This window comes from Novosphingobium aquiterrae (assembly GCF_042434435.1).
GTDB lineage: Bacteria > Pseudomonadota > Alphaproteobacteria > Sphingomonadales > Sphingomonadaceae > Novosphingobium > Novosphingobium aquiterrae.
The window spans coordinates 342674-368875 of sequence record NZ_JBHLTL010000001.1 but is presented as its reverse complement, the minus strand read 5'-3'; the positions used below and the strand labels follow the sequence as shown (position 1 = coordinate 368875).

Here is a 26202-nt window from a genome sequence, read left to right as displayed (position 1 = left end):
TCCTGAGCTTGTCAAATTATCGCTTGGTTCTCTTTAAGACTTCGTATTGCGTGAGGACTTGTGGAATTAGGCACTTTGGTAACTTATATGCATCCTAATTTTTGTTATCGTATCTAAGACTGACTTGTATTGAAAATAGGTTTCATTCTTTCCATAGACAGCCTTGTACCATTCTAGATGTCCGCGAAGCCTAATGAGGTTCTCTTGTCCCCATCCGATGTTACGTGATCCACGATGGAATTGTGCCCTCATTCGCCGTCTCACAGAACCTGGCAATGACGGGGTTTCGTTGTGAGTTAATAGCCCAAGCGTCTTTCTCGGGACACCTCGAGGATAGAAGTGAGTTTTATCGTCATTTATTGAAAATCCCGCATCCGTAATAACTTTGTGAAGCAAAATTAGAAAGTCTGGATGATTGAAATTTTTTTGATGCGAGAAATAGATATCATCGCAATATCTCGTGTATGTCAATTCCCACTTATTAGACATATTTCTTAGCATTTCATCAAGGGGACGAAGTACTATGTTTGAAATAGCAGGGCTGGTTGGCGCACCTTGCGGCAAGTGATTGTCTAAAACACATAGCTCCGTCAAAATATTAGATGCCGCGGCATCGAGTCCTAAGCTACGGTACATGCCAAATACGCGCTCCGTAGTGATAGAAGGGAAGAAATCCTTCAAATCAATTTTGAGAATCGATTTGTCTCCGCAAAGTCGTCTGGCGGCCTCCACAACCCCTCGGCGCTTGACATAGGCAAAAGCAGCCTCATCAACAGGAACCGGCGCAAGATATACTCGTGCAATCTGCCTTTGAATTCCTTTAAGGCCAGATTTTGGGATGTTTAATAGGCGGAACCCAACTGACGGCGCTCTCTTCGCAATTCTCGCTTCAACATATTGCGAGTCGCGTGTGGCCACAACCGAGTAGATGTGTTGTGGGGCGAATCCCAGCGCCTTCGATATCTCTAGCAACCCTGGCATTCGCCCTCACGCATTGCATTCCTACTTCGTATCAACTTCGATTATTTAATAGTTCGGTGAAAGCAAAGATTTGCTTTTGACTAACTATTAAATAAGGCATCTGCGTACTTTCAGTGCCCGTGGCGGTGCGCCACGCCTCCCTTTCGGGAAATGCTAGGAATGCCGGATATTCGTGTTAGCTTAGAGTTGAACTGTCAAGTGCAGCGATGAATTTTGCACGAGACTCGCTGATTGAAGTCGTGCTGAAGCCATCAAAGATCAAATCGCCAAAGCCTGCTAACGGACGATACCTGCCGCTTGATTCTTTCAAAACCTTGTTTGATTGATACAGGTGGTGAAGTGCATCAGATGCTTGCGTCGGTGACAATGCTGTTGACGCGATAAGCTCTGGAAATGTCGGAGTGCCGAGAACAGAAATTCCAACGTAAGTAACTGCCGCCTCATATTCCGTCCTCACTTTTAAGATAAAATTCTCGTAGTCAGAGGATCCGTATTCACGCTGCCTATAAGCATTTTCGATATGACTTTGATATAGGTATCCGAGTTTGTAGTGAGCATATTTGTAGAACGTTAATGGATAGAGAATTCGTTTTCGTAGCTCTTCATTAATGTTCCGATCGAAATAAATGACATTTGACTGAAAATCTTTCGATATCAAACTCAACGGGCCTCGAGCTATGTAGCTGTTATCCTTATAAAACTGCGAAGTAACAAGAACAATAAGGCGTCCTCGAATATTGTTTACCATGCTGAAAGTGCCGAGCTCAGCCATAGAACCAGGAGATTCGAGTATTAGAAGTGTGAAATCTACCGCGTGAGCGAATTCTAATTCAAGTGTTTGTAGATCTCGCCTTTTTTTCTTAAATTTTGAATGATTCTCGATGTCTTCTCCATAGTGAACTTCTACGTTGGGCAGTCGTGACAAAACATCTCTAGCAAATTCGCGAATCCGGTAGTTCGCGCCACCAATGCCTGGGCCGCAGAGAAAAACCCTCGTAAGCTTCTTCAATGCGCGCGCTGATAGGAGATGCGGTCCGATTATCATGAGCTATCGTGGCAATATTGTGTGTAGGTTTCAAGTGTTGCCAGATTGGATATGAAACTCGTCAATCATTCATGGCACCGACCGTCTAAGGCAGATTAGCTGCGGCCTTTGAGAGGTCGGATTGGAGTGATGGGTTCTCACCTCCAATCTTTTGGGCTCGCGTGCCACTCGGCTTCGAAGAATTTTCCTACACCCCGAATATCTGCAAAATGTCCGGTTTTCCTCTCAGCAAGGAGATCGATCATGGACGAGGCTGCACGTGGCGGGATTGAGCATCCCATTTGTTCGCAAGATGGCGATGACGCCCCAGACATCATCCTCCCCCCGCTCGTCCCCACGCGCCAGCGCAGTGACGGGTGGACGCCGCAGCGGCAGCGGGACTTTCTCGAGGCGCTGGCGGGCAGCGGGTCGGTGGCGGCGGCGGCGCGCGCGGTGGGGATGAGCCGCGAGGCGGCCTATGCCTTGCGGCGGCGGGCCGATGCGCGCGGCTTTGCCCAGGCGTGGGACGCGGCGCGGCTGCTCGCCGCCGAGCATCTGGTCGACCTCGCCTGGGACCGCGCGGTGCAGGGCGAGCTGCGCCCGCTGGTCTATCACGGCGAAGTGGTGGGCGAGGTGCGCCACTATGACAACCGCCTGCTGCTCGGCCTGATCGCGCAGAACCGCCAGGTGCTGGTCGAGCAGGGGCTGGCCGCCCCGCCCGAGGTCACCGCGGCGGTGGCGGCGGACTGGGACGCGGCGCTGGACCGGGCCGAGCGGGGCGAGGCGCTGGCGGTGGAAACCCTCCCCGCTGCGACTAGCGCCGCCGATGGCGACGCAAGTCTCGCTCCGCTGGCGCAGGGCGCCGTCTGCGACTCCCCGCTTGCGGGAGGGGTTGGGGGAGGGCCTGTTGCCGAGGATCCCGCGATCCCCCCGCCGCTGGAGGACACGGTCGACGACATGGGCTTTCCGGCGACCGAGGCGCAGCTGCTCAACGTGGGGTTCTACCGGCTGGCTTTCGACGAGGCGCGCGGCCGGATGCTGACCAACTGGCCGGCGCCGCCGCACTTTGCCGCCGAGTGGTTCCGGCTGGCGGTGGACGACGAATTCGATCCGATCGCGCCCGATCCCGCCGATCCCGCACTGGCCGATGACGGCGAGCCCTGGCCCGATGTCGAGGCGGCGTTCCGCACCCTGACCCCGGAGGAGGCGGACTTTGCCGAACGGCGCGCGGCGGTGTGGGGCGAGGCCCGCGCGGCGCGGCTGGCGCTCTATTACCGCGCCGCCTTCGGCCTGGCCACCGCGGCCGAGCGCGAATCGCTGCTCGCCGCCAACGACGGCGCCTGGCCGCTGACGGCGTGGCGGTGAGGGGGTGGATTTCCCGCGCCCTACTTCCTCACCCCCGCGCAGGCGGGGATCCAGTCCGCACGAACAGGGCCGTCGCGATGCGACGACGTTCCTTTGTGCGCTGGATCCCGGATCAAGTCCGGGATGACGAAAGGGGGAAGGGGGCGCGACGGTGAGGGCGTGGATTTCCCCCGCCAGCACCCTGTCAGGTTTGTGAACTTCGGAGCCCGGACGGGCGCCTACATCGCGCTGATGCCGCCGTCGATCTTGAGCTCGGCCCCCGTAACGAAGCGGCTTTCGTCGCTGGCGAGGTAGAGCACGCCATAGGCGATGTCGTCGGGGTGGCCGACGCGCTTGAGCGGGATCTGGCGGGCCAGCTTGTCCATGATCACGTCCTTGGGCTTGCCGGTGGAGGCGACCATGCCGTCGAGGATCGGGGTATCGATGAAGGTCGGGTGGACCGAGTTGCTGCGGATGTCCCAGCCCATCTTGGCGCAGTAGAGGGCAACCGACTTGCTCAGCATCCACACCGCCGCCTTGCTGGCGTTGTAGCCGGGCATGGTGTCGCTGGCGATCAGCCCGGCGATCGAGGAGATGTTGACGATCGAGCCGGGCTGGGTATCCTTCATCAGCCCCAGCGCCTTCTGGCAGCCGAGGAAGACCGAATCGACGTTGACCGCGAAGCCGCGGTGCCAGTCGTCCAGCGTCGCGGTCTCGATATTGCCGCGCACCCCGATGCCGGCGTTGTTGACCAGGATCGACAGCCCGCCAAAGGCATCGCGGGCCAGCTCGACCGCGGCTTCCCACTGGTCGGGCTGGGTCACGTCGAGATGGCAGGCGAGGGCGTGGGCCGGGCCGAACTCCTCATTGAGCGCGTTGGCGACATTGGTGGCCAGCTCATCGTTGATATCGGCGAGCAGCACCTGCGCGCCCTCGCGGCACAGCATCCGCGCCTGCGCTGCGCCCAGGCCCTGCGCTGCGCCGGTGACCAGCGCCTTCTTGCCTGCAACCCGTCCTGCCATCTTATCGTCCTCTCACAATGTCCGTACCGAGCAGCATCAGCAGCCGCACGTCGATGCCCAGCCCGCGTTCCCGCGATGCTGCAATGAAGTCGGCGATTCCTGCCACGGGGACACGATGGACCGTGATGTCCTCGCCGTCCACCCCGCCGCCGGGGCCGACCTGGGTGAGATCGTGGGCGCGCAGCAGGGTGAAGCTTTCGGTGACCATGCCGGGGGAGGAGTAGAACTCGCCAATGACGTCCATCCGCGCGGCGCGGTAGCCGGTCTCTTCCTCCAGCTCGCGGTTGGCGGCCTGGGTGGCGTCCTCGTCCTCGCCGTGGTCGCCGATCAGGCCGGCGGGAAACTCGATTGCCGGGCGGCCCAGCGGCACGCGGAACTGTTCGACCAGGATGACGTGGTCCTCGGCGTCAATGGCCAGGATCACCGCCGCCTTGATCCCGCGGGTGCGGCTGACGTATTCCCACTTGCCCTTGACCTTGGCAGCGATGAACTTGCCCGCCCAGACGGTGCGCTCTTCTTCCGAATCCATGCCCGCGGCTTAGACTTCGATCACCCGGTCGGGCAATTCGTTCTTGTCGTCCTCGGCCCGGGGCAGGTGCTGTGCGAGCACGTCGCCGACCTTGGCCACGGCCGCAGCCATGCCGGCGCCGATCCGCCCGGCGCGCAGCTCGACCAGCATCGCCGCCATCGCCTCGCCCCAGACTTCGGGGGAAACCTTGCTGGCGATCGCCTCGTCGGCGACGATCTCGGCGCGGTGTTCGGCCAGGCTGAGGTAGATCAGGATGCCGGTGCGCCCGGTCGTGCGGCGCTCGGCCCCGACGCGGAACAGGGTGACGGCGCGGGCGCGGACGCGCGGATTGCTGACGAAGCGCGGTACCAGCCACATCCGCAGCGGACGCCACAGCTGGAGCAGCAACATGCCGAGGAACTTGGCGATGGCCGCGCAGGTCGCAAGGACCAGCACCGCCCGCGGCGTCCACTCGTGGCTCCAGCGACCGAGCACGCGGTCGATCAGGCCAAGGTAGAAATCCGGCAGCAGCGACAGCACGGTCAGCGCCGTCATGGCGACCAGCGCCGACCAGGCCAGAGCAACGTCGAAATAGCCATCGGAGCGGTCCGAGACGATCGTCACGATCTCGCCCGAACTCTTGCTCTCGGCCGCTTCGACCGCGGCAGAAATCGCGGCCCGGTCATCGTCGCTCAGATGATGTGCTGCGCCGGCCATTACCAATCCCCCGAAGCCCCGCCGCCGCCGAAATCGCCGCCGCCGAAGCCGCCCCAGTCGGAACCACCTCCGCCACCGCCGCCACCGCCGAAGCCGCCCCAGTCGGAACCACCACCGCCGCGGCCATGGTGCATCGCCTCGGAAATCCCCCACAGGATGATGCCCGGGTCGATCCCGCTGCGGCGATAGCCGCGCCGACCGCGCCGGTTGAAGAACGAGATCAGCACGATCATCAGGATCAACCAGAAAACGACGCCAGCGATGCCCGAGCCGCCGCTGTCAGCGCTGCGCTGCGCAGCGGCAGCCTTGGCCGCTTCGGCAACCGCCTTGGCGTCGGCCGGATCACGGTCAAGCTGGGCGGTGATTGCATCGATGCCGGCATCGATCCCGCCGGGCATGTCGCCAGCTTTGAATCTAGGGGTCACATGATCGCGGATGATCCGCGAGGCGAGGACGTCGGGCAAGTACTGCTCAAGCCCATAGCCGGTTTCGATCCGAACCTTGCGCTCGGTCGGGGCGACGAGAAAGATCAGGCCCTGGTCGCTGTCCTTGCCGCCAACGCCCCAGGCATGGCCAAGGTTGTTGGCATAGGTCGCGACGTCCTCGCCATCCAAACTTGTCACGCTGACAACCATGAGGGCCCTGCCGGTGCGCAAATTGTAATCGCGCAGCTTGCGGTCGAGCGCGGCTTCCTTGGCGTCGGGGAGGATCGACGCGGCGTCAAGGATCGGGCCGGTGGGCCGCGCAGGCAGTTCGGCCCTGGCCATGGTGGCGGCCGAGGCCAGCACCATGGCGATCAGGGCAAGCAGCAGCCGCACCAGCGGAGCGGAGGTCAGAGCGGGCCGCATGGCCGCGTCTCCTGTCAATCCCGCTTACTGAGCGGCAGCTGAAGACGCGGGTGCAGCGGCGTTGTCGTTGGCGCCCGGCTTCGCCGCAGTCGGTGCCGGGGCCATGTCGAAGTTGACCTTCGGCGCGTTTGCTGCGGCGGGATCGGCCTTGAACGGCACCATCGGCTTGGCGCCGTAGAAAATCTTGGCGCCGATCGCGTCAGGGAAGGTGCGGATTGTGGTGTTGTACGATTGCACGGCCTCGTTGTAGCGGGTGCGGGCAACGTTGATCCGGTTTTCGGTCCCTTCAAGCTGGGCCATCAGGTCGGCAAAGCGGGCCTGGCTCTGCAACTGGGGATAGTTTTCGACCACGGTGCGCAGCTGGCCCAGAGCTTGGGTCAGCTGATTCTGGGCATTTTGAAACTTCTCGAAGGTCGCCGGATCGGACAGGTCTTCGGTCCGGATATTGATCGAGGTCGCGGCGGCGCGGGCGTTGGTGACATTGGTCAGAATGGTGGTTTCAGAGGCTGCGGCAGCCTTGGCGGTTTCGACCAGGTTGGGGACCAGATCGGCGCGGCGCTGGTACGAGCTTTCGACATCGGCCCACTTGGCCTTGGCGTTTTCTTCGGCCGTCGGAACAGAATTGATGCCGCACCCGGCCAGAGTGAGCGAAGCGACGGCCACAATGGCGGCGCGGGGCAGGATGCTCGAAAAACGGTCAACCATCAGTGCGTTCCTTCTCTCCGGCGGGACGAACCGCCCATGTCCGCGAATGTAGTGATAGCCACAAGGCGCGCAAGGACTCGCCCGCAATTATGTGACAGCAATCGGTTGTTGTGACGCTATGCCAATTGTGGCAGCACCCAATGCAGGGTTAATGAAGAATGGGGACGCACAATGGGCATGATGTCGGAATTCAAGGAATTCATCGCCAAAGGCAATGTGCTCGATCTGGCCGTCGGCGTGATCATCGGCGCAGCCTTCGGCAAGATCGTTACTTCGCTGACCGATGATCTGATCATGCCGGTGGTCGGCAAGATTTTCGGCGGGCTCGATTTCTCCAGCAAGTACATTGTGCTCAGCGGCGATGTCGCGCCCGGTACCCCGCTCGACGCCGCGCGCAAGGCTGGGGCCAATGTACTCGCCTATGGCAGTTTCATCACCGCGGTGATCAACTTCCTGATCATGGCCTTCGTGATCTTCCAGATCGTTCGCGCCGCCAACCGGGCGATGCCTTCCGCACCTGCCGCGCCGGCTGGCCCAACCGAAGTCGAATTGCTTGCTGAAATTCGCGATTCTCTGAAGAAATAAGCCAAATCAGCTGTTTGGATTTGGGGCGGGGCCGCGCTGCGGCTTCCGCCCCTTTCCTTTCGTCCGCAGGCCCCCTATATCGGTCCTGCCGGGTTCGCCCGGCTATGGTGATAAATTGTTGCGTGTACTAGGCGCAGCGGACCCGGGGGCGGTACCCGGCGGCTCCACCATTACTACCCTGCCTTGGCAGGGGCCCTGTTGTCGCAGGGGTAATGACGGGGCCGAACTAGGATCGACGTGTGTTGAAAAGCGCAGTTTTCACCCGGGCTGAGTAACCCGATCAAGGCTCAAAACTCACAAGTGCCAACGACAACGAAGCACTTGCTCTCGCCGCGTAACCTGACGGCCTAACGGCCTGATCTTACAAAGCGAAAGCACGGTTCGGACCGAACCGGGTAACAGAATCGGAAACCGGGCGTCCGGGGGTACGTAGCAACAGAAACCCCCACCTTCGACCGTCCGTAAATTGACTGATGCCGGGCTGCGAACGCTACCGTTCTGCGCTTCCGGTGCTCACGACCTAGCAGGTCGCCGCGCGCCGGTTCTCGACCGGCAGCATTCTCGCACCGGCCCGAGCCAATTTACGACCAGTCGATGGCCACACTACATCAGAAAACCGTTTCGGGGTGATCCTTGATGCGCTTTTCGTGAGCGATGCAGTCGAAGATCTTGGCTCCGGCCAGGAACACCGATCCGGTGCAGGCGGCCATCAGCAGCCAACCACCGACGCCCGGAAAGACATCGAGATAGACCTTGCCCCGCTCGATCGCGCCGAGGCCAAGCGCGTAGATGATCAGGCACGCTTCAAAGCGAGTCTTGATCACGAACAGGCGGCTGATCTTGCGAAGCATGGGGAGACTTTCCTTGGACATGAGTCGTAGCAACGACCATGCCAGTCCCCGGTTGCGGCGCAAAGCGCTGGTTAACAGATTGGCAAGTGTAAATATTAGCGACAATCGGCTCAGGAAAGCACGGAAAGATCCAGTTCCGCCAGCAGAGCGGCGCGGGCAGCGTTAACCTTTTCTGCCAAAGCCTCAGTCCCCAGTTCGTCGGGCGCGATGCTCTCCGGCCAATGCGCTGCGATCACTGCCTCGATGCGATTGGCCTTAACCGGATCCAGCAGGAAACGCGGATCGATCGCGGCCGGATCGGCCACGACACGCAGACGCAGGCAAGCGGGGCCGCCCCCGTTGGCCATCGACTGACGCACGTCGACCGGCAGGACCCGGCGGATTGGACCGTTCGAGGCGAGCATCCCGTCGAGCCAGGCGCGCACCCGCGGGTGCTCCCAGCCTTCCAGCGGAATGATAAGCGCCATCTCACCGCTCGGCAAAGTCAGGAGCTGGGCGTTGAACAGGTAAGAGGCAATGGCGTCGGCCAGGCTTACAGCGTCAGCCGGGACGATGACGATCTCCGCCTCGGGAAGGGCAGCGCGGATCGCGGCATAGGTCCCGTCCGGATCGGCAAAGGCCAGCTCATGCGTGAAAAGCACGCGCTCATTGGCGACGGCTACGACATCGTTGTGGAACGCCCCGGCAGCGATTGCAGCGGCATTCTGCTCGACAAATAGGGTGCGCGCCGGATCGAGACCGTGGCGCCGTGCGACCACGCGGCTGGCCTGCTCGTGCTGGCGCGCGGGAAAGGCTCCGCCGCTTTTGCCATAGACGAAGATCTCGATCCCCGGCGCGCCGTGATTGGCGCACATGCGCATATGATTGGCGGCGCCCTCGTCGCCGAAGCATGGCGGAACCGGTTCGTGCACCGCGAACGCCGCTACGTTGGCAAAGGCCAGGCGCAGTTGACGGAGTGTGTCGGGCCATTCCTGCGAACGGTGCGGCATGGTCACCAGATTGGCCACGGTCAGGTGACAGCGGCCATCGGCGGTATCCGCGGCGGGGGAAACGGTAGCGGCGTTCGCGGTCCACATCGAGCTGGCCGACCATGCCGCGGCGAGCAGGCGGCGGTCCTCGTTGCCGTCGGCGGCGATCGCGGTCAGGAACGCGGCATTGGGCCGGGGCTGGGGCAGGAAGAAGCCCTGCACCAGCCCCAGCGCCATGTTGTGGCGCATCTTGGCCAGGCCTTGCAGCGCTGCGGCACGGGGATAAGAGGCATCGCCGCCGTGGCTGGCGGAAGCCAGATTTCCCAGGCTGAGCCCGGCATAGTTGTGGCTCGGCCCGACGATCCCGTCGAAGTTGATTTCCACCGCTGTCATGGTCACCACCGCGCCACGTGGGTGATCGTCATGCCGGGCTCGATGCCCAGCGCGGCGGCACAGGCCGGATCGACGGCGATGCCTTCATCCCGTGCATCGACCCAGCCATAGGCCACCTTGAAATCGATCATCTTGCCCACCGCGACCAGGCGCTTTTCGCCGCCCTTGTGATCGCCAAGCTTGTCATCGATGGCGCGCACCTCTGCATCGACTGCCTCGCGCACTGACCGGATCTGGTCCGTGCGTGCGGTCATCGTCGGTCCGCCGTCGAAGATGTCGACATAGTTTTCCCAGGCAAAGCCCTCGTTCTCAAGCATCCGCATTGCGGCGCGGCCCGAGGGATGGGGCACGCCGATGACGGCGCGGGCATGGTCGGTCAGCATCGCGATATAGACCGGATGCTTGGGCATCAGGTCGGCGATGAACTGATTGCCATGCTTGGCATTGAATTCATCCGCTTCCTGGAAATTCATCCCGAAAAAGCGCCCTGCGACCCCGTCCCAGAACGGCGATCCCCCGGCCTCGTCGATCACCCCGCGCAGTTCGGCGAAGGTCTTCTCAGCGAAGCGGTTGCGGTGGTTGCGGATGAACAGATAGCGGCTGCGCGCGAGCAGCATCCCAAGCCCGCCCGAGCGCTCGCCCGGATGGAGGAATAGGCCGCCGACTTCGGACAGGCCTTCCATGTCGGTCGACAGGTTGAGGATATCGGCGCGGAAAGTACGGCCCAGTTCCTCGCTATGCTGGGTCAGCGCCCCGATGCGGTAGGAATAGAACGGCCCTTTCAGGCCGACGGCGGAAAACACCTGACAGGTGCCGCGCACATCGCCGGTCGCCGTGTCTTCCAGCATGAAGACGAACATGTCGTCATTCACCTCGTCTCCGCCGCGGGCAAAGGCCGCCGCCGCGCGTTCCAGCTTGGCGGTCAGCGCTTTCCGATCTGGCGGCAGGTTGGTGAAGCCGCCGCCAGTGCTTTTGGCCATCTCGTAGAGGTGCTGCAGATCCGCTTCGGTCGCGGCGCGGATAATATGGGTCAAAGGGGTGCTCCGGTGGCAAGGCGATGCAGCACCAGCGCGGACAGTTGTGCGCGGTGCTCAAGACTGGGGACGAGCAGGAACTCGTCCGGTGAATGGATCGCGCCGCCGCAGACCCCCATGGTATCGACCACGGGAACCCCGCAGGCGGCGATGTTGTTGCCGTCGCAGACCCCGCCCGAGGCGATCCGCCCGATCGGCTGGCCGAGCAGCGCAGAGCATTCCTCGACCAGGCCGAACAGCTTTTCGGCCTTGGCGTCGAGCGGTTTGGGCGGGCGCGAGAGGCTGCCGTGGCTGTGCATGCTCACGTCGTGCGCCGCGCTCAATTCGGCCAGCAGAGCGGCAAAATAGTGATCGAACGCGGCGGCGTCCTCGGTGCTGCGCGGGCGGATGTTGAAGCGCAACACGGCGTGATCGGGGACGACGTTGTTGGCACTGCCCCCGTCGATCCGCGCCGGATTGACCGACAGGCCATCGCGCGCGATCGCTTTCAGGCGAACCGCCAGTGCCGCCGCCGCGACCACCGCGTTGCGCCCGTCCTCGGGATTGCGCCCGGCGTGGGCCGAGCGTCCGGTGACCACGACACTGTAGTTGCCGCTGCCCGCGCGCGCGCCGGCCAGGGTGCCGTCGGGCAAGGCCGATGGTTCATAGGTCAGCGCCGCGACCTTGCCCTTGGCGAGCTCGGCGATCAGCGGCGCGGAGGACAGGCTGCCGGTTTCCTCGTCGGCATTGATCAGCACGTCATAGCCAGTCGCCGCAGCGCCCGCGCTGTGCTCAAACGCCTTAAGCGCGGCGAGGATCACCGCGATCCCGCCCTTCATGTCGGCCACGCCCGGTCCGTTCAGGGTCTGGGCATCGCGCCACACGGTTTGCTGAAATGCATGATCGGCGGGGAATACGGTGTCCATATGCCCGGTCAGCAGGAAGCGCCGCGGCGCAGCGGGGCGGACCCGCAGCACCAGATGCGATCCGTTGACGACCTCGCGCTCGGTCCCATCGGGCGCGACCGCCTTGACTGGGGCGGGATGGGCCGCTTCGACCGTGCCGGGCAGATCCGCGAACGCCGCGGCCAGCGCGTCCCATTGCCGGGCCAGGCCCTCGCGGTTGCCGGTGCCGGTGTTGATCGCGCTCCACGCCAGTACCTGGCCGAGCATCGGCGCGGCATCGACGCCGGCGATCAGGGCGCGTTCCGAAGGCGAAATCTGTTGCATATGAAACCGTCTCTAGCCGAGCCGCACAGTGTCTCCAACCCCCTGTCGCCGCAGCCGTTGCCAAGTCTTCGCAACTGCGGCATAGGCCCGGGCGTTCCTCCCCGGAATCGTTGACACATTGGGGCCACACTGCTGGGTGGAGCCGCGATCATGGCTGTGCGAGGATGGAATGAGCGATCGGGTTGAGAAGAACGGACTGCGCATCGATGCCGCTCTGGCGGGCTTTATCGAAGCCGAAGTGCTGGCCCCGCTGGGCCGCGAGTTCGCCGCATTCTGGCGGGACTTTGCCGGGCTGCTTGATCGCTTCGTTCCGCGCAATCGCGCGCTGCTGGCCAAGCGCGAAGACTTGCAGACGCAGATCGATGCCTGGCATATGGAGCGGGCCGGCAAGCCGATCGACATGGCCGAATACAAGGCCTTTCTGGCTGCAATCGGCTATCTGGTGCCCGAACCTGCGCCATTCGAAATTGCAACCCAGAACGTCGACCGCGAAATCGCTACCATGGCCGGGCCGCAGCTGGTGGTGCCGGTGCTCAACGCGCGGTTCCTGCTCAATGCGGCCAATGCCCGCTGGGGGAGCCTCTATGACGCCTATTACGGCACAGACGCGCTTGACGCGCCCCCGGCCCGTCCGGGGGACTATGATCCGGTCCGCGGTGAAGCCGTCATCATCGCAGCGCGTGCTTTCCTCGATCTGGCGCTGCCGCTTGATGGCATGAGCTGGTCCGACTGGGACGGTGAGGGCGTGCCGCCGCTGTGCGATCCGGGCCATTATTGCGGCCAGCGCCCCGGTGGCCTGCTCTTTGCGCACCACGGCTTGCATATCGAACTGGTGCTGGACCGCGATCACCCGATCGGCCGGACCGACCGCGCCGGAATCGCCGACGTCGTGCTCGAAGCCGCGCTGACCACGATCTGCGACCTTGAGGATTCGGTCGCCGCGGTCGATGCCGAAGACAAGCTGGCCGCCTATCGCAACTGGCTTGGCGTGATCCGCGGCGATCTGGCCGATACCTTTGCCAAGGGCGGACAGACCCTGACCCGCACGCTGGCCGAAGACCGCCGCTGGACCGGCGCGGACGGCAACGAACTGGTTCTGCCCGGCCGCAGCCTGCTGTTCGTGCGCAATGTCGGCCACCTGATGACCAACTCGGCCGTGCTGCTGGCTGATGGCAGCGAGATCCCTGAAGGCGTGCTCGACGCCGTGGTGACCAGCGCGATCGGCGCGCACGACGTGACCGGACTGAGCAAGTACCGCAACAGCCGGGAAGCGAGCATCTACATCGTCAAGCCCAAGATGCACGGGCCTGAGGAGTGCGCCTTCACCAACGACCTGTTCGATGCCGTCGAGGACTTGCTCGGCCTGCCGCGCCACACCGTCAAGGTCGGCGTGATGGACGAGGAACGCCGTACCTCGGCCAACCTTGCCGCGTGCATCCATGCAGTGAAGGACCGGATTGTCTTCATCAATACCGGCTTCCTCGACCGGACCGGGGACGAAATCCACACCTCGATGCGGGCCGGGCCGATGATCCGCAAGGGCGCGATGAAGCAGAGCGGGTGGATCGCCGCCTATGAGGCGCGCAATGTCCAGATCGGGCTGGCCTGCGGGCTGTCGGGCAAGGCGCAGATCGGCAAGGGCATGTGGGCCGCGCCGGACATGATGCACGACATGATGATCCAGAAGATCGCGCACCCGCGCTCGGGCGCCAACACCGCCTGGGTGCCGTCGCCCACCGCCGCGACGCTCCACGCGATGCATTATCACCAGGTCGGCGTTTTCGATGCCCAGCGCGACCTTGCCGCCAAGCCGACTCCTTCGGTCGAAGAACTGCTGGCCGTGCCGCTGGCAACGGGGCAAAACTTCTCGGAAGATGAAGTGCGCGAGGAACTCGACAACAATGCGCAGGGCCTGCTCGGCTATGTCGTGCGCTGGATCGACCAGGGCGTGGGTTGTTCAAAGGTGCCCGATATCAACGACGTCGGCCTGATGGAAGACCGCGCGACGCTGCGCATTTCCAGTCAGCACATGGCCAACTGGTTGCTGCACGGCGTCTGCACCGAAGCGCAGGTCATGGACAGTCTGCGTCGCATGGCGGCCAAGGTCGACGCGCAAAATGCAGGCGATCCGCTCTACGAGCCGCTGACCGGTAACGAGGACAAACCGGCTTTCCGCGCCGCGCTTGACCTGGTGTTCAAAGGCGTCGAGCAGCCCAGCGGCTATACCGAGCCGCTGCTGCACCACTGGCGACAGATCCGCAAGCAGGGCTGAACGTGTCTAGCGCCGCGTTAACGATGTTATAAGCGGCGCGCGATATGGCCGCGGCGAAGGTCCAAAAATGGAACCGAAAAATGGTCGCCGCTGCAAATAAACGCGAAGAACGAAAGCCAGTAATGCGGCCCGCACGGGTCCGTTGGCGCGCCGGTGAACACGATGCGCGATTGATCGACGCGTCCTCGCGCGGGCTGTCGATGACCGCCAGCCGGGTGCCGCCGCGGGGAGAAATTGTCGAAGTCGTACTGGGCCGTGCCGTGCTGGTCGGCCAGGTCCGCTGGAATCGCGCGGACCGCTTCGGGGTGGTGCTGCAGGACCGGCTCGATGTGGAAGCACTACGGAGCGGAACGCTGGTCCAGAGAAGCGCCTTCGGCGCGGCAAAAAGCGCAGAGCCGGCAAAGCAGTTCGCCTTTCATGACAAGCTGTTCCTTGCGGCCTGCGGGCTGGCAGGTGTTGTCTTCATGATCCGCGCCTTGCTCAACTGGGTCTGACCTGGCGGGTTGACCGCCGCGCTGGGCATCACCGCGCCGGCTGTTGCCGTTCGTGTTCGCGCAGGAACTCGCGCGTTCGGCACGCGTCCTGCATTTCGGTGCTGCCATATTCACGGCAATCCATTTTCTTCGGCGCCATGTCGACGATCTGCTTGCCCAGCGATTTCTGGACCGAGGCCATGTTGCCGACCATCACGAGAGCCAGTTCCTTTTCGACCTTCATCCGGTCACCCGCGCGTCCTTCAAGTGTTGCCGCCACGCTCTCCTTGCCGGCGACATTGATCGAACCGCAGAGATAGCCCTCTCCACCCGGACTGATGTCTTCGATCGTGGTCCACACGGTCGAACGGTCCTCGCCCTCCTTGGCAACATGCGCAGTGAACCGGCAGGAATCCTGCCCGCCAATCGCATAGGTCCAGTTGATCACCCCGTCGCCGCTGTCGATCCGCATCGCCGTGTTGGGGAACCGCCGAGGCATTTCCATCAGGTTGGCGGCGTTGGGCATGTAGTGCAGCTGGTTAAGCACCACCGATTGCGGCTGGTGCACGACATCGGCAAACAGCTGGTCGCAACCGGCAGGCATGGCCAGCAGCGGAAGGATGCAAAGGGTTCGAATGCGCATCGATCGGCTTCCCCTTGGCCGATACAGCGCCGGCTGCACGGTCCGTGTCATACCATCGCGGATATTTTTGCACTGCTTTTGGAAACGCGCAAGCAGTCAGGGCACAAGCGGTCAGACTGCAGCCAGGATGCGGGCAATGGCGACGAATTCGGCGACGCTGAGCGTCTCGGCGCGGCGCTGCGGGTCTATGCCAAGCGCCGCCAGTGCGTCGAGCGCGCCGGGCAGGCCCTTGAGGCTCTGACGCAGCATCTTGCGGCGCTGGCCGAAGGCTGCCTCGGTGACGCGTTCCAAAATGCGCGCCGAAACGCCTTCCGGCATCTTTGACGGGGTGATGTGGACCACGGCGCTCATCACCTTTGGCGGCGGGGTAAACGCGCTGCGGTGGACCTTCATCGCGATCTTCGCCGCGGCGCGCCACTGCGCCAGCACGGCAAGGCGGCCATAGGCATTGCTCCCGGCTTCGGCGACGATCCGCTGCGCAACTTCCAGCTGGAACATCAGAGTCAGGCTGGCCCAGCGCGGAGGCCAGTCCTGCCCGCTCAGCCAGCCGACCAGCAAGGCGGTGCCGACATTGTAGGGCAGGTTGGCAACGACGTGGTAGGGGCCGTCGATGCCGTGATCGACCTTGGTGGCATCGCCTTCGATCGCGCGCAGGCGGCCGGGGAAGGCCTCGCCCAGTTCGGCCAGTGCCGGCAGGCAGCGGCGGTCCATTTCGATCGCGGTGACCTGCGCCCCGCCGCGCAGCAGGGCGCGCGTCAGGCCGCCCGGACCGGGGCCGATCTCAAGCACCTGCGCGCCGTCAAGCTTGCCCGGTATCGCTGCGATCCGGTCGAGCAGGTGTTCATCGAACAGGAAGTTCTGGCCCAGCGCTTTCGAAGCGGTGAGGCCGTGGCGGGCGATGACGTCGCGCAAGGGTGGCAGATCTGAATTCACGCCTGCCTCTTAGAGGATGGTCAGGCTAAACGCCAAACCGCCGCTCGGCGCAGTCCCCGGCCATGCGGATCGCGGCAATCATTGCCCCGGGATCGGCAATGCCCTTGCCAGCGATGCCGAAGGCCGTGCCGTGATCGGGGCTGGTGCGGATGATCGGCAAACCCAGCGTGACGTTGACGCCCTGATCGAAATCGAGCGCCTTCAACGGAATTAATGCCTGGTCGTGATACATGCACAGCGCCACGTCGAAGCTGTTGCGCTGGCGCGGGGCGAACAGGCCGTCGGCGGCAAAGGGCCCGTCGATGGCAATGCCTTCAGCCTGCAGGCGCTCGATCGCCGGCTGGATCAGGCGCGCTTCCTCGTCGCCCATGCGGCCTTCCTCTCCCCCGTGCGGATTGAGCGCGGCAACAGCAATGCGGGGCGCGGCGATACCGAAATCGCGCATCAGCGCCATCGCCACGATCCGTCCCTTGCGCTCGATCAAGGCCTCACTCAGTGACGCGGTTACTTGTGCCAGCGCGATGTGCACGGTCAGCGGCACAGTTCGAAGATGCGGCCCGGCCAGCATCATAACCGCGTCGCCTTCGTGCACGTCACAGGCGGCCGCGACAAATTCGGTCTGACCGGGAAAGTCAAAGCCGACTTCAGCCAGCCGCGCCTTGTGGATCGGGCCAGTCACCAGCGCTTCGGCCCCGCCGTCGACGGTCAGCCGGGTCGCCTCAGTCAGCGATGCCAGTGCCAGTCGGGCGCCGTCCTGATCGGGCGCGCCGGGTGTATAGTCGCCGTCGGCGCCGGCCAGCACGGGCAGGGCGCGGTCAAAGCAGTCCATCGCTTCGAAAGGATGAAAAATCTCCACGACCGGCAGCGTAAGGCCGCGGCTGTGCGCAGCAGCACGGATCAGATCCGCACCGCCAGCCGCAAAGAACGTCGGCAAACCGTGATTTTCGCGTTCAGCCCACGCCGCCGCTATCAGTTCAGGTCCCACGCCCGCCGGATCGCCCAGCGACACAGCGAGCGGGGCGGCCGGCATCAATCGTAATCGATGATCGCGTCGCGGCGCAGGTCGCGCAGATAAGTCTGGGCGCGCTTGTTGACGCGCTCATCTTCGATCTGGGCTTGGATTTCCTCGAAATTGGGTTCCGCTGCCGACTTCGGATCGTCACGTCCGCACAGCATCAGCACGCGCACACCGTCTTCGATCGAACCGAACGGCGGCGTGGTTTCACCCAGCGTCAGACCTAGGACCATTGGCTGCAGCTGAGCCGGCAAGTCGCGTGCCTTCATCTGTTCGTTGGTGACCACCTCTGCGCCTAACCCGGCAGCGATTGCATCGACCGTTCCGCAGCCACGTGCGGCTTGCATCGCTTCGGCGAACTGTTTGGCCTTGGCTGTTGCCTGGGGCTGGGTCGTTCCCTTGGGGAAGCTGATCGAAACCTGCTTGAGGCTGAGCAGGGCATCACGCGGATCGGCAGTCAGCACCTGGCGCTTGTCGATCAGCAGCATGATGGAGAAGCCGCCGCGCGTCTCAACCGGTCCGGCCAGCTGTCCCTGCTGCATGCTGGTCAGGGCAGTGCCCAGCTCGGTCGGCAGTTGTCCGACGCGGATCCAGCCCAGATCGCCGCCAACCGCTGCGGTCGAGGCTTCGGAAAACTGCCTGGCGTAGCCCTGGAACGAGCCGCCCTGCTTGAGCTGCTCGACGATCTTCTTGGCGTTTTCGAACACCGCGGGCTTGTTCTCGTCGGTGGCCGATAGGAAGATCTCACCGACGCGGTATTCTTCGGTGCCCTTGGATTCCTGCATCCGCTTGATCACGTCGCGCACTTCTTCGTCGGACACGTTGACGAAGGGCTGGACATTGCGGCGCAGCAGGCGCTGCCATGACAATTCGCCGCGGATCTGCCGCTTCAGCGAGGCCGGCGACGAACCGATCCTGGTAAGATAGGCGTCCATCGCCTTCAGATCCTGGCCGAAGTTCTGGCTGGCGACGCGGGCATAGGTCTGATCGACTTCTGCATCGTCGATCGTCACGTCCTGGATCTTGGCTTCCTGGATCTGCAGCGTTTCGTCCATAAGGTTGCGCATGACCTGCAGCTTCAGGCGCTGCAATTCCTCGTCACCGATCTTGTTGCCACTGGCCGCGACGATCAGCGCGACACGCTGATCGACATCGGTGCCGGTGATAACTTCACCATTGATGACCACCTTGGCCTTGCGGTTGTTGGGGTCTTCCTTGGCGAAAAACTGCGGATTGTCCGGCAGCTTGAGCGCGCCCGAGGCATCCTGCGCATTTACCGTGCCGCCCAGCGTGAGGGCGATGCCGACGAGCGGAGCCATGGCCATGCGGGCCGAAGTACGAAGCGACGAAGTCAGTTTCACCGTGTTTCAATTCCCAAAAACGGCTGGCCAATGCCTGCCGGACCTGCCGCGCCCATTGGGACGATCCGGCTTAACCCAAGCTGAGCATGGCGCCTGCTTGCCGGGCGGATAGCGCACTTGAGCAGGACTGCCAATGCGCCAGTCGCCCCTATCAACGGAAGCCAAGATTGCGCAGGGCGAAGTGCACTTCAAAGGTATTGCCTTTTCGTGCGTCACCGGTCGCCACATAGTCACGGCGCCAGGTGAAATCGAGATCGATGCAATCGTCCTGATAGGCCACGCCAAGCCGGGTGCGGACCGGCTGGAAGCCATCGGCGCCAACGGCGGTGGGATCCTCGTTGGTGCTGGTCAGATCGACCACGCCAGAACCGAAGATAGACCAGTACCGGGCAAACCCGACCCGCCCGGCAAAGCGCACCTCCTCGCGGTCGCGCAGGTCTTCGATGGCCGAGCTGATATTGCGATTGAGCCGAAGATAGCCGACTTCGGCATAGGTCCGGCTGGTCCCGACAGTGGCGTCGAATTCGTTGCGCCGCACTGCGAGGTTGTCCTTGTCGAGGCGGTAGCGGTGGGTGAATTTGACGAAATCCTTGAAGCGGATCTCGGTCCGCCCGACCACGTCCGAAACCCGGTTCGACAATCCGGTGCCGTCGGGGAACAGGGTCGGCCGGCTGGTCAGGCGATAGGTCTGGCCGATGGTGGCATTGATCCGCCAGTCGGGGCGTTCCCAGAACCAGTCGAGCCCATAGGTAAAGCGTACCCCGTCCTCGACCCGGTCGTAGCCGGGAAAGCGATTGAGCGCGAAAAGGTTGGAGTCTTCCAGATCGATCGCCCGGGCGTCTTCGTTGGGCACCGACAGGTTGGCCAGCGCCGGGCTGGCCACGACCTGGAAGCGCGGTGTCAGCACCTGGTTGCCGCCCAGGAAAGCCCCGGTCAGCGGCCATTTGACGTCCATTGCCGCCGTGGCGATGCCGCGCGCTTCCCACCCGGGATTGCCGCGATAGATTGCGGTAGAGGTCAGGCCGGTCTCGTCCGTGTGATAGACATCGCCGCGGGCGAGGGCGGTGAACGTCACTTCCTGACCCCACGGGGTCAGCTTGCGCATGTCCCATCGCGCGCTGGCAAAGGCGCGCTGGGTATCCTGCCCGCTGGTCCGCGTGATCGCCAGCGAATTGAGCTGCAATTCGACCTTGCCGCCCAGCACCGGATCGGCCAGCCGCCGGCGATAGTCGAGCACCGGCAGCGCCACGGGAACCTGGCCCTGGCTGTCGCCCACGCGGAGCGTCTGGGTCGCCCAGCCGGCCAGGCTGAGATAGCTGTTGGCGTCGATGTGTTCGAGGTCGATCATCGAGCGCAGCCGGTCATCGCGGCTGATGTCATAGCGCCGCAGGAAGGTGCGGTCGGAGGCGACCCGGCCGGAGAACGTCAAGCTCCAGTTGGGATCGAACTGGAACTTTCCGTTTGCCGAAAAATAGCCACGAAAATCCTTCTGGCTGGTCGGAAGTGCGCTGCCGATCGGAATGCGCGAGCCATAGGTGGCATAGCCGGTAATCTGGAACGCGCCCTTGCTGGCCAGCTGGCGATAGGTCCCCGAAAGCATCGGTGCAGCCTTGGTATATACGTAGCCCGAGAGGGCCAGGTCCTTGTCTGGAGCAAGGCGCTGATACCAGGTGTTGACCAGCTCGATCCCATTGGATGACGAATAGCGCACGTCCGGAATCAGAAGGCCGTTTATCGGCCGCCCGTCCGTCGCCAGCACCAATCCGGGCAAGGGCAGCAGCTTTGCTCCGAACAGCTCCAGCCTTGCGCCGGTGAAGCGCACCTGCTTCTTTTCCGGATCATAAATCACCCGCTGTGACGTAATCCGCCAGCTTGGATTCTTCGGGCATCCGTCGCTGTCTTCAACCGCACAGGCGCTGTAGGCCGCATTGGTCAGATAGATGCGGCCGTCTTCACCGCGTTCGCCTTTCAGTGCGGCCAGCCGTCCGCCTTCGCGCAGGGCCAGCAGCATGTTGTCCATCGCGCCGGTCTTGAATTCATCGGTCAGTTCCAGCGATTCCGAGAACAGCTGGTTGCCGTCGGGATCGACGAAGCGGATGTTGCCCGTGGCCAGGATCTTGCCGGTGCTGCGATTCCACACGACCTGATCGGCGCGCATCGATTGATCGCCCCGGCGCAGGATGACATTGCCGAAAGCTGTCACCGTATCGCCGTTGCTGTCATAGCTGACGCCGTCGGCCTCAAAGCCGATCGGTCCATCGTTGGTCGCACCGGTCACAGCTGGCTGGACCGCGTCGGGCGCGTCTTGCGCCCGGGCCTGTCCGGGTAGCGCCAGCAATGTCAGCGCCATCGCCGCCGCATTGAGGCGCCAGGTGCGGCAAGGCAGATCAAAGCTATGCAGCCAGGGCTGCGCGGGAGGGAGCATGGCTTGCCTATCGCACTGCCCGCGCCTAACTGCAATCCACGCCAACCAATTGCCTCAACGCTTTGCCGCAAGGCCCGAACAATCCCTGGAGCCCCTATGAAAATTGCCTTCACTTCTGCCGCTGCTGCCGGGCCGGTTGCCCGGATCGTCGATCAGGATGCCTTGCCGTCCGGTCTGGAAGCGGCACTGGTCGAAGGGGCGCGAGCTTCGCGCTTCAGCGGCAAGGCCGGGCAGCTTTATGAAGGCTTCGTCTCGCGGGGGGACAGCGTCGTCCGCGTTGCCTTGGCAGGAGCCGGGGATGCGGCTGCGCGCGACCGTCTGGCTGCCCTGGAAAAGGCCGGCGCCGCGCTGTCGGCCAAATTCGGCGCATCGGGCGAAGCGGCGTTGAATCTTGATCTTACTGGCTCTGCGTTATCGGCAGCGGAAGTGGCAGCGGTGCTGCTTGGCCTGCGCCTGCGCGCCTGGCGTTATGATCTCTATCGCACGCGTATGCCTGAAGAGCAGAAGGCGACGCTTGCTCAGGTCAACGTGATTGGCGCGCCTGATGGCAGCGCGGCGGCGTGGGCGGTTGAATCCGCTCTGGCTGACGGTGTCGAGCTGACTCGCGAACTGGTGACGGAGCCGGCCAACGTCATCTATCCCGAAAGCTTCGTGGCGCGGGTTTCTGCACGGCTGGACGGCACCGGGATCAAGCTCCGCGTGCTCGACGATGCGGAAATGACGACGCTGGGCATGGGCGCTCTGCTCGGCGTCGCCCAGGGCTCGGTCCGCCCGGCGCGGATCCTGGCGATGGAATGGAACGGCGGCAAGGCGGGCGAGCGGCCTACAGCCTTTGTCGGCAAGGGCGTGACCTTCGACACCGGCGGGATCAGCCTTAAGCCCGCTGCCGGGATGGAAGACATGAAGTGGGATATGGGCGGTGCAGGCGCAGTCGCCGGTGCCATGCTCGCGCTGGCGCGGCGTGGTGCCAAGGCCAATGTCATCGGCATCTGCGGCCTGGTCGAGAACATGCCCGACGGCAAGGCGCAGCGCCCCGGCGATGTCGTCACATCGATGTCCGGCCAGACCATCGAAGTGATCAACACCGACGCCGAGGGCCGGCTGGTGCTGTGTGATGCGATCACCTGGACCCAGAAGGAATACAATCCGGCGGCGATCGTCGATCTGGCCACCCTGACAGGGGCAATGATCATTTCACTGGGCAATGAGCATGGCGGCATTTTCGCCAATGATGATGGCCTTGCCGCCAAGCTGATCGCCGCGGGCGATGCTTCGGGCGATCGGTTGTGGCGGATGCCGATGGGGCCGGCCTATGACAAGCTGATCGACAGTCCGATTGCCGACATGAAGAACGTCGGTCCGCGCGAAGGCGGGTCGATCACTGCGGCGCAGTTCATCCAGCGCTTCGTCGACAAGGATCGCCCCTGGGCGCATCTCGACATCGCCGGGATGGTCTGGGCGTCGAAGCCGGGTGCGACCTGGGACAAGGGCGCGACGGGTTATGGCGTGCGCGTGCTCGACCGGTTCGTGCGCGACAACCTCGAAGGTTGAGCCATGGCGCGGATGCGGCGCAAGGCGGACCTGCCCAGCAAGGTTTGCCTCGCCTGCAACCGGCCGTTCACCTGGCGCAAGAAGTGGGAACGCGACTGGGATCAGGTGCGCTATTGCTCCGATCGCTGCCGCGGCTCCAAGGGTAAGGCGTGATGCAGGTCGATTTCTATCAGCTCAGCCGCGATCCCGCCGAAACGGCGCTGGCACTGATTGCCGGCAAGGTGCTCGATGCCGGGCAGCGGCTGCTGGTCGTGGCAGACGATGCGGCGCTGCGTCAGCGCATCGATCTGGCGCTGTGGGAGCGCAAGGACAGCTTTCTGGCCCACGGCGAAGCGGGCGGCGCCCACGACGCGCGCCAGCCGATCCTGCTTGCAGGCTCCGTGGTGCCCGCCAACGCGGCGCGCTTCGTCGCCTTTGCCGACGGCGTCTGGCGCGACGAAGCGCTGGATTTCGATCGCGTATTCCTGCTGTTCGACGAAGCCACAATTGAGCAAGCACGGGCAACGTGGCGCGCCTTGAACGGACGCGAGGGCGTGGAGAGCCGCTATTGGAAGCAGGATGGTGGGCGCTGGGTCCAGGCGATCTGAGGCCTATCCATCCATCAGGACGATATCCCAGTTGTAGCGTCCCACCCCGTCGGCCCGCGCCACCGTCCGCACTGCCGCGCTGCCCATCTGGCTGTAGAGCCCGTCAGTCTGGTTGGTCTTGTCCTCGTCCGGGAAATACATCTGCGAGGTCAGGCGGTGGGCTCGCCCCTGCACGTCGAAATGAATGTGGGGCGTGCGGAATCCTATCGGCGAGTTATAGCCCGCTGGCTTGATCGTGGTGATGCGCCAGGCCCCGGTCCGATCCGCCACGATCGACGCATAGCCTTGGAAGTCCGGATCGAGCGGCTGAGTGGCGATATCGTTGGGATGGGCGTAACGCCCTGCCGCATTGCACTGCCAGATTTCCAACTTTGCGCCGCGCATCGGATTTCCGTGGCGATCGAGCACGCGGCCGGTGACTTCGATCACCGTGCCCTTGGCGCGGCTGCGGTGCCCTTTGATCCGGGTGAGATCGGCGTCCGATTCCAGCAATCTCTGTATCGGATAAAACGGACCGATCGTTTCGCTTGGCGTAGGTGCAAGCGCTTCGGCGGCATGGCTGCGCGGCGCGGCCAGAAGCGTGGCCGTTGCCAGCGCAGAGCCGGCGAACGTGCGGCGTGAAATCAGGCGGTCATCATCGCGCATGGCTGTCTCTCCCCATGCGACCCGGACCGGAAAATAGCAGACAACGGCTATCACGACCAACAGAATCGCGCCAGGCAGCCCAATCCCCACCGTCTTGCAGAGCGCCGCTTTCCCCGCTAGGGGCGCGCCAACTCTCCCCCAACTCCACTGCAAGGACAGATCAATGGCGGTCACCCGCACTTTCTCGATCATCAAGCCCGACGCCACCCGCCGCAACCTGACCGGTGCGGTCACCAAGATGCTGGAAGAGGCCGGCCTGCGCGTCGTCGCGTCCAAGCGCATCCACATGACCCGCGAGCAGGCTGAAGGCTTTTACGCGGTGCACAAGGAACGCCCCTTCTTCGGCGAACTGTGCGACTTCATGATGAGCGAACCGGTTGTCGTGCAAGTACTCGAAGGCGAAGACGCCGTTACGCGTAACCGCGACATCATGGGTGCGACCAACCCGGCCGATGCCGCCGAAGGCACGATCCGCAAGACCCACGCCCTGTCGATTGGTGAAAACACCGTCCACGGCAGCGACAGCGACGAGAACGCGGCGATCGAAATCGCCTACTTTTTCAAGCCTGAAGAAATCGTCGGCTGATCTGCCAACGCATTGCGTTTATCAAAGGGCCGCCGGAGCGATCCGGCGGCCTTTTTGCGTAAAGACCCTCACAGTACTGGTCCGGCCATTGCCATCAGGTTCTGCCATAGCCGTTCGAGCAGGCCGAAACCCTTGACCCGGCTGAGCGTGACCCTGGTGGATCGCGCCAGCCATTGGTCCTGTCGGGCGCGGATCTGGCTGGCGAATGCAGGGTCATGGAACAGCACGTTGTTCTCGAAGTTCAGCTCGAAGCTGCGCCGGTCAAGGTTGGCCGATCCGATCAGCGCGGTCGTTCCGTCGGCCACCATCGTCTTGGCATGCAGCAGCCCGGGCCGGTACTCGTAGAGTTCAACTCCGGCGGCGAGCAGGTCGGCATAAGTGCTGCGGCTTGCCCCGGCGACGACCCAGCTGTCATTCTTGCGCGGCACGATCAGGACCACGCGCACGCCGCGCCGCGCCGCGGACAGCAGCGCGAACAGCAACTGTTCGTCGGGGACAAAATAGGGCGTCGTCACGACCAGCTCGGCTTGAGCAGCGTGGACCAGTTCGCTGAAGCATTCGGTCATCGCGGGATGACTCATGGTTGGTCCCGTGCCGATCACCTGGGCGGGAATACCGGGCGGCAGGTCTGGTGCATGGGCTGGGCCCGGAGCGAGCAAGGCCGTAATGTCGTCGCCATGCTCGGCCATCCAGTCGCCGGCGAACAGGAACTGGAAGTGCCGCGCAACCGGCCCCTCCCAACGCGTCATCAGATCGACCCACGGGCCAAACCGCGCCTTGATGCGGAATTCCGGATCGGCCAGATTCTGGCTGCCGCACCAGGCCACGGCATTGTCAACGATCAGCACCTTGCGGTGATTACGCAGGTCGAGCCGCCCGCGGATCAAGGTCCAGAGCAGCCCGCCGACCGGCAATGCGATCCGTGCGTCGACGCCGTCCCGGCGCATGTCCTGCCAGTGGCGAGAGCGGTGAAAGCTGCGCGATCCCAGCGCATCGGCCAGCACCCGCACCCGGACGCCGCGCCCTGCCGCGCGGATCAACGCGTCCTTCACTTTGAGACCGTTGCCGTCGGCCAGCCAGATATAGAAACACAGGTGCACGGTTTGCACCGCAGCATCGATGTCGGCGATCATCGCGTCGATGGCGGCATTGTCGTCGTCGGCCAGCGACGCGGAGTTATAGAGAGTCGGAGGCAAGCCATTGACGGCGCGGCCCCGGGCAAAGGCTGCCGCATGCGGGCTTTCAAGTAGCAGGCGCGCCGCCTCGGGATCCCCGTCTGGGCGGGTCAGGTGCGCCTCGATCGCGGCAAAGCGCGCGCGGCGGCGCTTGCTGATCCGCGCCTCGCCCAGCAGCAGATAGGCTACCACCCCGCCAATCGGCACCAGCAGAATCGCCAGGACCCAGGCAATTCGCGACGTTGGCTCACGCAAGGGCCGCAACAGGGCACGCAGCACCATCGCCAGCTCGACCGCCAGAAAAAGGAAGCTCAGGACATAACGCAGGTCGTGCAGCATCGCGGGCGA

26 protein-coding genes and 1 other RNA gene are annotated in these 26202 nt (G+C 63.4%); 9 read left to right on the top strand and 18 right to left on the bottom strand.

Annotated elements, in window-relative coordinates; translation table 11 throughout:
* Positions 1-66 precede the first annotated feature (66 nt).
* Both ACFFF7_RS01890 and ACFFF7_RS01885 read right to left on the bottom strand, forming a co-directional pair.
* Positions 67-981 carry a reverse transcriptase domain-containing protein gene (locus ACFFF7_RS01890; protein WP_379479664.1) on the bottom strand — a complete coding sequence of 305 codons (915 nt, stop codon included), beginning with the start codon at positions 979-981 and terminating at the stop codon, positions 67-69.
* A gap of 175 nt (positions 982-1156) precedes the next feature.
* Positions 1157-1990: a retron St85 family effector protein gene (locus ACFFF7_RS01885; protein WP_379479663.1), complete on the bottom strand. Its 834-nt coding sequence runs from the start codon at positions 1988-1990 to the stop codon at positions 1157-1159.
* A 279-nt stretch (positions 1991-2269) separates the two neighbouring features.
* On the opposite strand from ACFFF7_RS01885, the gene ACFFF7_RS01880 reads away from it, so the two are divergent.
* The gene (locus ACFFF7_RS01880; RefSeq protein WP_379479662.1) at positions 2270-3370 is read left to right on the top strand and encodes a hypothetical protein; all 1101 of its coding nucleotides are present in this window, start codon (positions 2270-2272) and stop codon (positions 3368-3370) included.
* A 218-nt stretch (positions 3371-3588) separates the two neighbouring features.
* On the opposite strand, the gene ACFFF7_RS01875 is transcribed toward ACFFF7_RS01880, so the two are convergent.
* The 5 genes from ACFFF7_RS01875 to ACFFF7_RS01855 are packed head-to-tail and all read right to left on the bottom strand — an operon-like array spanning position 3589 to position 7149.
* A complete protein-coding gene (locus ACFFF7_RS01875; RefSeq protein WP_379479661.1) occupies positions 3589-4371 on the bottom strand; it encodes an SDR family oxidoreductase in 783 nt (260 codons plus the stop codon).
* Position 4372: 1 nt separating this feature from the next.
* Positions 4373-4900 (bottom strand): NUDIX hydrolase, encoded by a 528-nt coding sequence (locus ACFFF7_RS01870; protein ID WP_379479660.1) that lies wholly within the window; start codon positions 4898-4900, stop codon positions 4373-4375.
* 9 nt (positions 4901-4909) lie between these two features.
* Entirely contained in the window at positions 4910-5596 is a 687-nt protein-coding gene (locus tag ACFFF7_RS01865) for a TPM domain-containing protein (protein WP_379479659.1), read from the bottom strand.
* Positions 5596-6444 (bottom strand): TPM domain-containing protein, encoded by an 849-nt coding sequence (locus ACFFF7_RS01860; protein ID WP_379479658.1) that lies wholly within the window; start codon positions 6442-6444, stop codon positions 5596-5598. Before ACFFF7_RS01860 ends, ACFFF7_RS01865 begins: the two co-directional genes overlap by 1 nt.
* A 24-nt stretch (positions 6445-6468) precedes the next feature.
* Positions 6469-7149 (bottom strand): LemA family protein, encoded by a 681-nt coding sequence (locus ACFFF7_RS01855; protein ID WP_379479657.1) that lies wholly within the window; start codon positions 7147-7149, stop codon positions 6469-6471.
* A 177-nt stretch (positions 7150-7326) separates the two neighbouring features.
* On the opposite strand from ACFFF7_RS01855, the gene mscL reads away from it, so the two are divergent.
* Together mscL and ssrA are read left to right on the top strand one after the other, a co-directional pair.
* Positions 7327-7734, top strand: coding sequence for a large conductance mechanosensitive channel protein MscL (mscL, locus tag ACFFF7_RS01850; RefSeq protein ID WP_379480452.1), 408 nt, complete (start codon positions 7327-7329; stop codon positions 7732-7734).
* A gap of 48 nt (positions 7735-7782) precedes the next feature.
* Positions 7783-8147: a transfer-messenger RNA gene (gene ssrA / locus ACFFF7_RS01845) on the top strand.
* Between the two features lie 195 nt (positions 8148-8342).
* On the opposite strand, the gene ACFFF7_RS01840 is transcribed toward ssrA, so the two are convergent.
* The 4 genes from ACFFF7_RS01840 to ACFFF7_RS01825 all read right to left on the bottom strand — a co-directional run bounded on the left by ACFFF7_RS01840 (position 8343) and on the right by ACFFF7_RS01825 (position 12188).
* Positions 8343-8585 carry a hypothetical protein gene (locus ACFFF7_RS01840; protein ID WP_379479656.1) on the bottom strand — a complete coding sequence of 81 codons (243 nt, stop codon included), beginning with the start codon at positions 8583-8585 and terminating at the stop codon, positions 8343-8345.
* Between the two features lie 110 nt (positions 8586-8695).
* Positions 8696-9946 carry an N-succinylarginine dihydrolase gene (locus ACFFF7_RS01835; protein ID WP_379479655.1) on the bottom strand — a complete coding sequence of 417 codons (1251 nt, stop codon included), beginning with the start codon at positions 9944-9946 and terminating at the stop codon, positions 8696-8698.
* Positions 9947-9948: 2 nt separating this feature from the next.
* Positions 9949-10980, bottom strand: a complete 1032-nt coding sequence (astA, locus tag ACFFF7_RS01830; protein WP_379479654.1) for an arginine N-succinyltransferase — start codon at positions 10978-10980, stop codon at positions 9949-9951.
* Positions 10977-12188: a hydrolase gene (locus tag ACFFF7_RS01825; RefSeq protein ID WP_379479653.1), complete on the bottom strand. Its 1212-nt coding sequence runs from the start codon at positions 12186-12188 to the stop codon at positions 10977-10979. Before ACFFF7_RS01825 ends, astA begins: the two co-directional genes overlap by 4 nt.
* 169 nt (positions 12189-12357) lie before the next feature.
* Here ACFFF7_RS01825 and ACFFF7_RS01820 point away from each other — a divergent pair, with 169 nt between their 5' ends.
* Together ACFFF7_RS01820 and ACFFF7_RS01815 are read left to right on the top strand one after the other, a co-directional pair.
* Positions 12358-14460 (top strand): malate synthase G, encoded by a 2103-nt coding sequence (locus ACFFF7_RS01820; RefSeq protein ID WP_379479652.1) that lies wholly within the window; start codon positions 12358-12360, stop codon positions 14458-14460.
* A 44-nt stretch (positions 14461-14504) separates the two neighbouring features.
* The gene (locus ACFFF7_RS01815; RefSeq protein WP_379479651.1) at positions 14505-14954 is read left to right on the top strand and encodes a PilZ domain-containing protein; all 450 of its coding nucleotides are present in this window, start codon (positions 14505-14507) and stop codon (positions 14952-14954) included.
* Between the two features lie 28 nt (positions 14955-14982).
* On the opposite strand, the gene ACFFF7_RS01810 is transcribed toward ACFFF7_RS01815, so the two are convergent.
* The 5 genes from ACFFF7_RS01810 to ACFFF7_RS01790 form a co-directional block, all read right to left on the bottom strand.
* Positions 14983-15576 (bottom strand): hypothetical protein, encoded by a 594-nt coding sequence (locus tag ACFFF7_RS01810; protein ID WP_379479650.1) that lies wholly within the window; start codon positions 15574-15576, stop codon positions 14983-14985.
* A gap of 111 nt (positions 15577-15687) precedes the next feature.
* Positions 15688-16509, bottom strand: coding sequence for a 16S rRNA (adenine(1518)-N(6)/adenine(1519)-N(6))-dimethyltransferase RsmA (rsmA, locus tag ACFFF7_RS01805; RefSeq protein ID WP_379479649.1), 822 nt, complete (start codon positions 16507-16509; stop codon positions 15688-15690).
* Between the two features lie 25 nt (positions 16510-16534).
* Entirely contained in the window at positions 16535-17539 is a 1005-nt protein-coding gene (pdxA, locus tag ACFFF7_RS01800; protein WP_379479648.1) for a 4-hydroxythreonine-4-phosphate dehydrogenase PdxA, read from the bottom strand.
* A complete protein-coding gene (locus tag ACFFF7_RS01795; RefSeq protein WP_379480451.1) occupies positions 17539-18849 on the bottom strand; it encodes a peptidylprolyl isomerase in 1311 nt (436 codons plus the stop codon). Before ACFFF7_RS01795 ends, pdxA begins: the two co-directional genes overlap by 1 nt.
* 187 nt (positions 18850-19036) lie before the next feature.
* Entirely contained in the window at positions 19037-21310 is a 2274-nt protein-coding gene (locus tag ACFFF7_RS01790; RefSeq protein WP_379479647.1) for an LPS-assembly protein LptD, read from the bottom strand.
* A gap of 96 nt (positions 21311-21406) precedes the next feature.
* Here ACFFF7_RS01790 and ACFFF7_RS01785 point away from each other — a divergent pair, with 96 nt between their 5' ends.
* From ACFFF7_RS01785 to ACFFF7_RS01775, 3 genes are read left to right on the top strand one after another with little or no spacing between them, the layout of a single operon-like run.
* Positions 21407-22861 carry a leucyl aminopeptidase gene (locus ACFFF7_RS01785; RefSeq protein WP_379479646.1) on the top strand — a complete coding sequence of 485 codons (1455 nt, stop codon included), beginning with the start codon at positions 21407-21409 and terminating at the stop codon, positions 22859-22861.
* A gap of 3 nt (positions 22862-22864) precedes the next feature.
* The gene (locus ACFFF7_RS01780) at positions 22865-23014 is read left to right on the top strand and encodes a DUF2256 domain-containing protein (RefSeq protein WP_379479645.1); all 150 of its coding nucleotides are present in this window, start codon (positions 22865-22867) and stop codon (positions 23012-23014) included.
* On the top strand, positions 23014-23448 hold the full coding sequence (locus ACFFF7_RS01775; RefSeq protein WP_379480450.1) for a DNA polymerase III subunit chi: 435 nt from the start codon (positions 23014-23016) through the stop codon (positions 23446-23448). The genes ACFFF7_RS01780 and ACFFF7_RS01775 overlap by 1 nt, the downstream gene beginning before the upstream one ends.
* Positions 23449-23451: 3 nt before the next feature.
* On the opposite strand, the gene ACFFF7_RS01770 is transcribed toward ACFFF7_RS01775, so the two are convergent.
* Positions 23452-24093: a dioxygenase family protein gene (locus ACFFF7_RS01770; protein WP_379479644.1), complete on the bottom strand. Its 642-nt coding sequence runs from the start codon at positions 24091-24093 to the stop codon at positions 23452-23454.
* A 163-nt stretch (positions 24094-24256) separates the two neighbouring features.
* Between ACFFF7_RS01770 and ndk the strand changes: the two genes are divergently transcribed.
* A complete protein-coding gene (gene ndk, locus ACFFF7_RS01765; protein ID WP_379479643.1) occupies positions 24257-24679 on the top strand; it encodes a nucleoside-diphosphate kinase in 423 nt (140 codons plus the stop codon).
* 68 nt (positions 24680-24747) lie between these two features.
* Here the strand turns inward: ndk and cls are convergent, their stop codons facing one another.
* Complete coding sequence (gene cls / locus ACFFF7_RS01760) at positions 24748-26193, bottom strand: cardiolipin synthase (RefSeq protein ID WP_379479642.1); 1446 nt, start codon at positions 26191-26193, stop codon at positions 24748-24750.
* Positions 26194-26202: the final 9 nt, after the last annotated feature.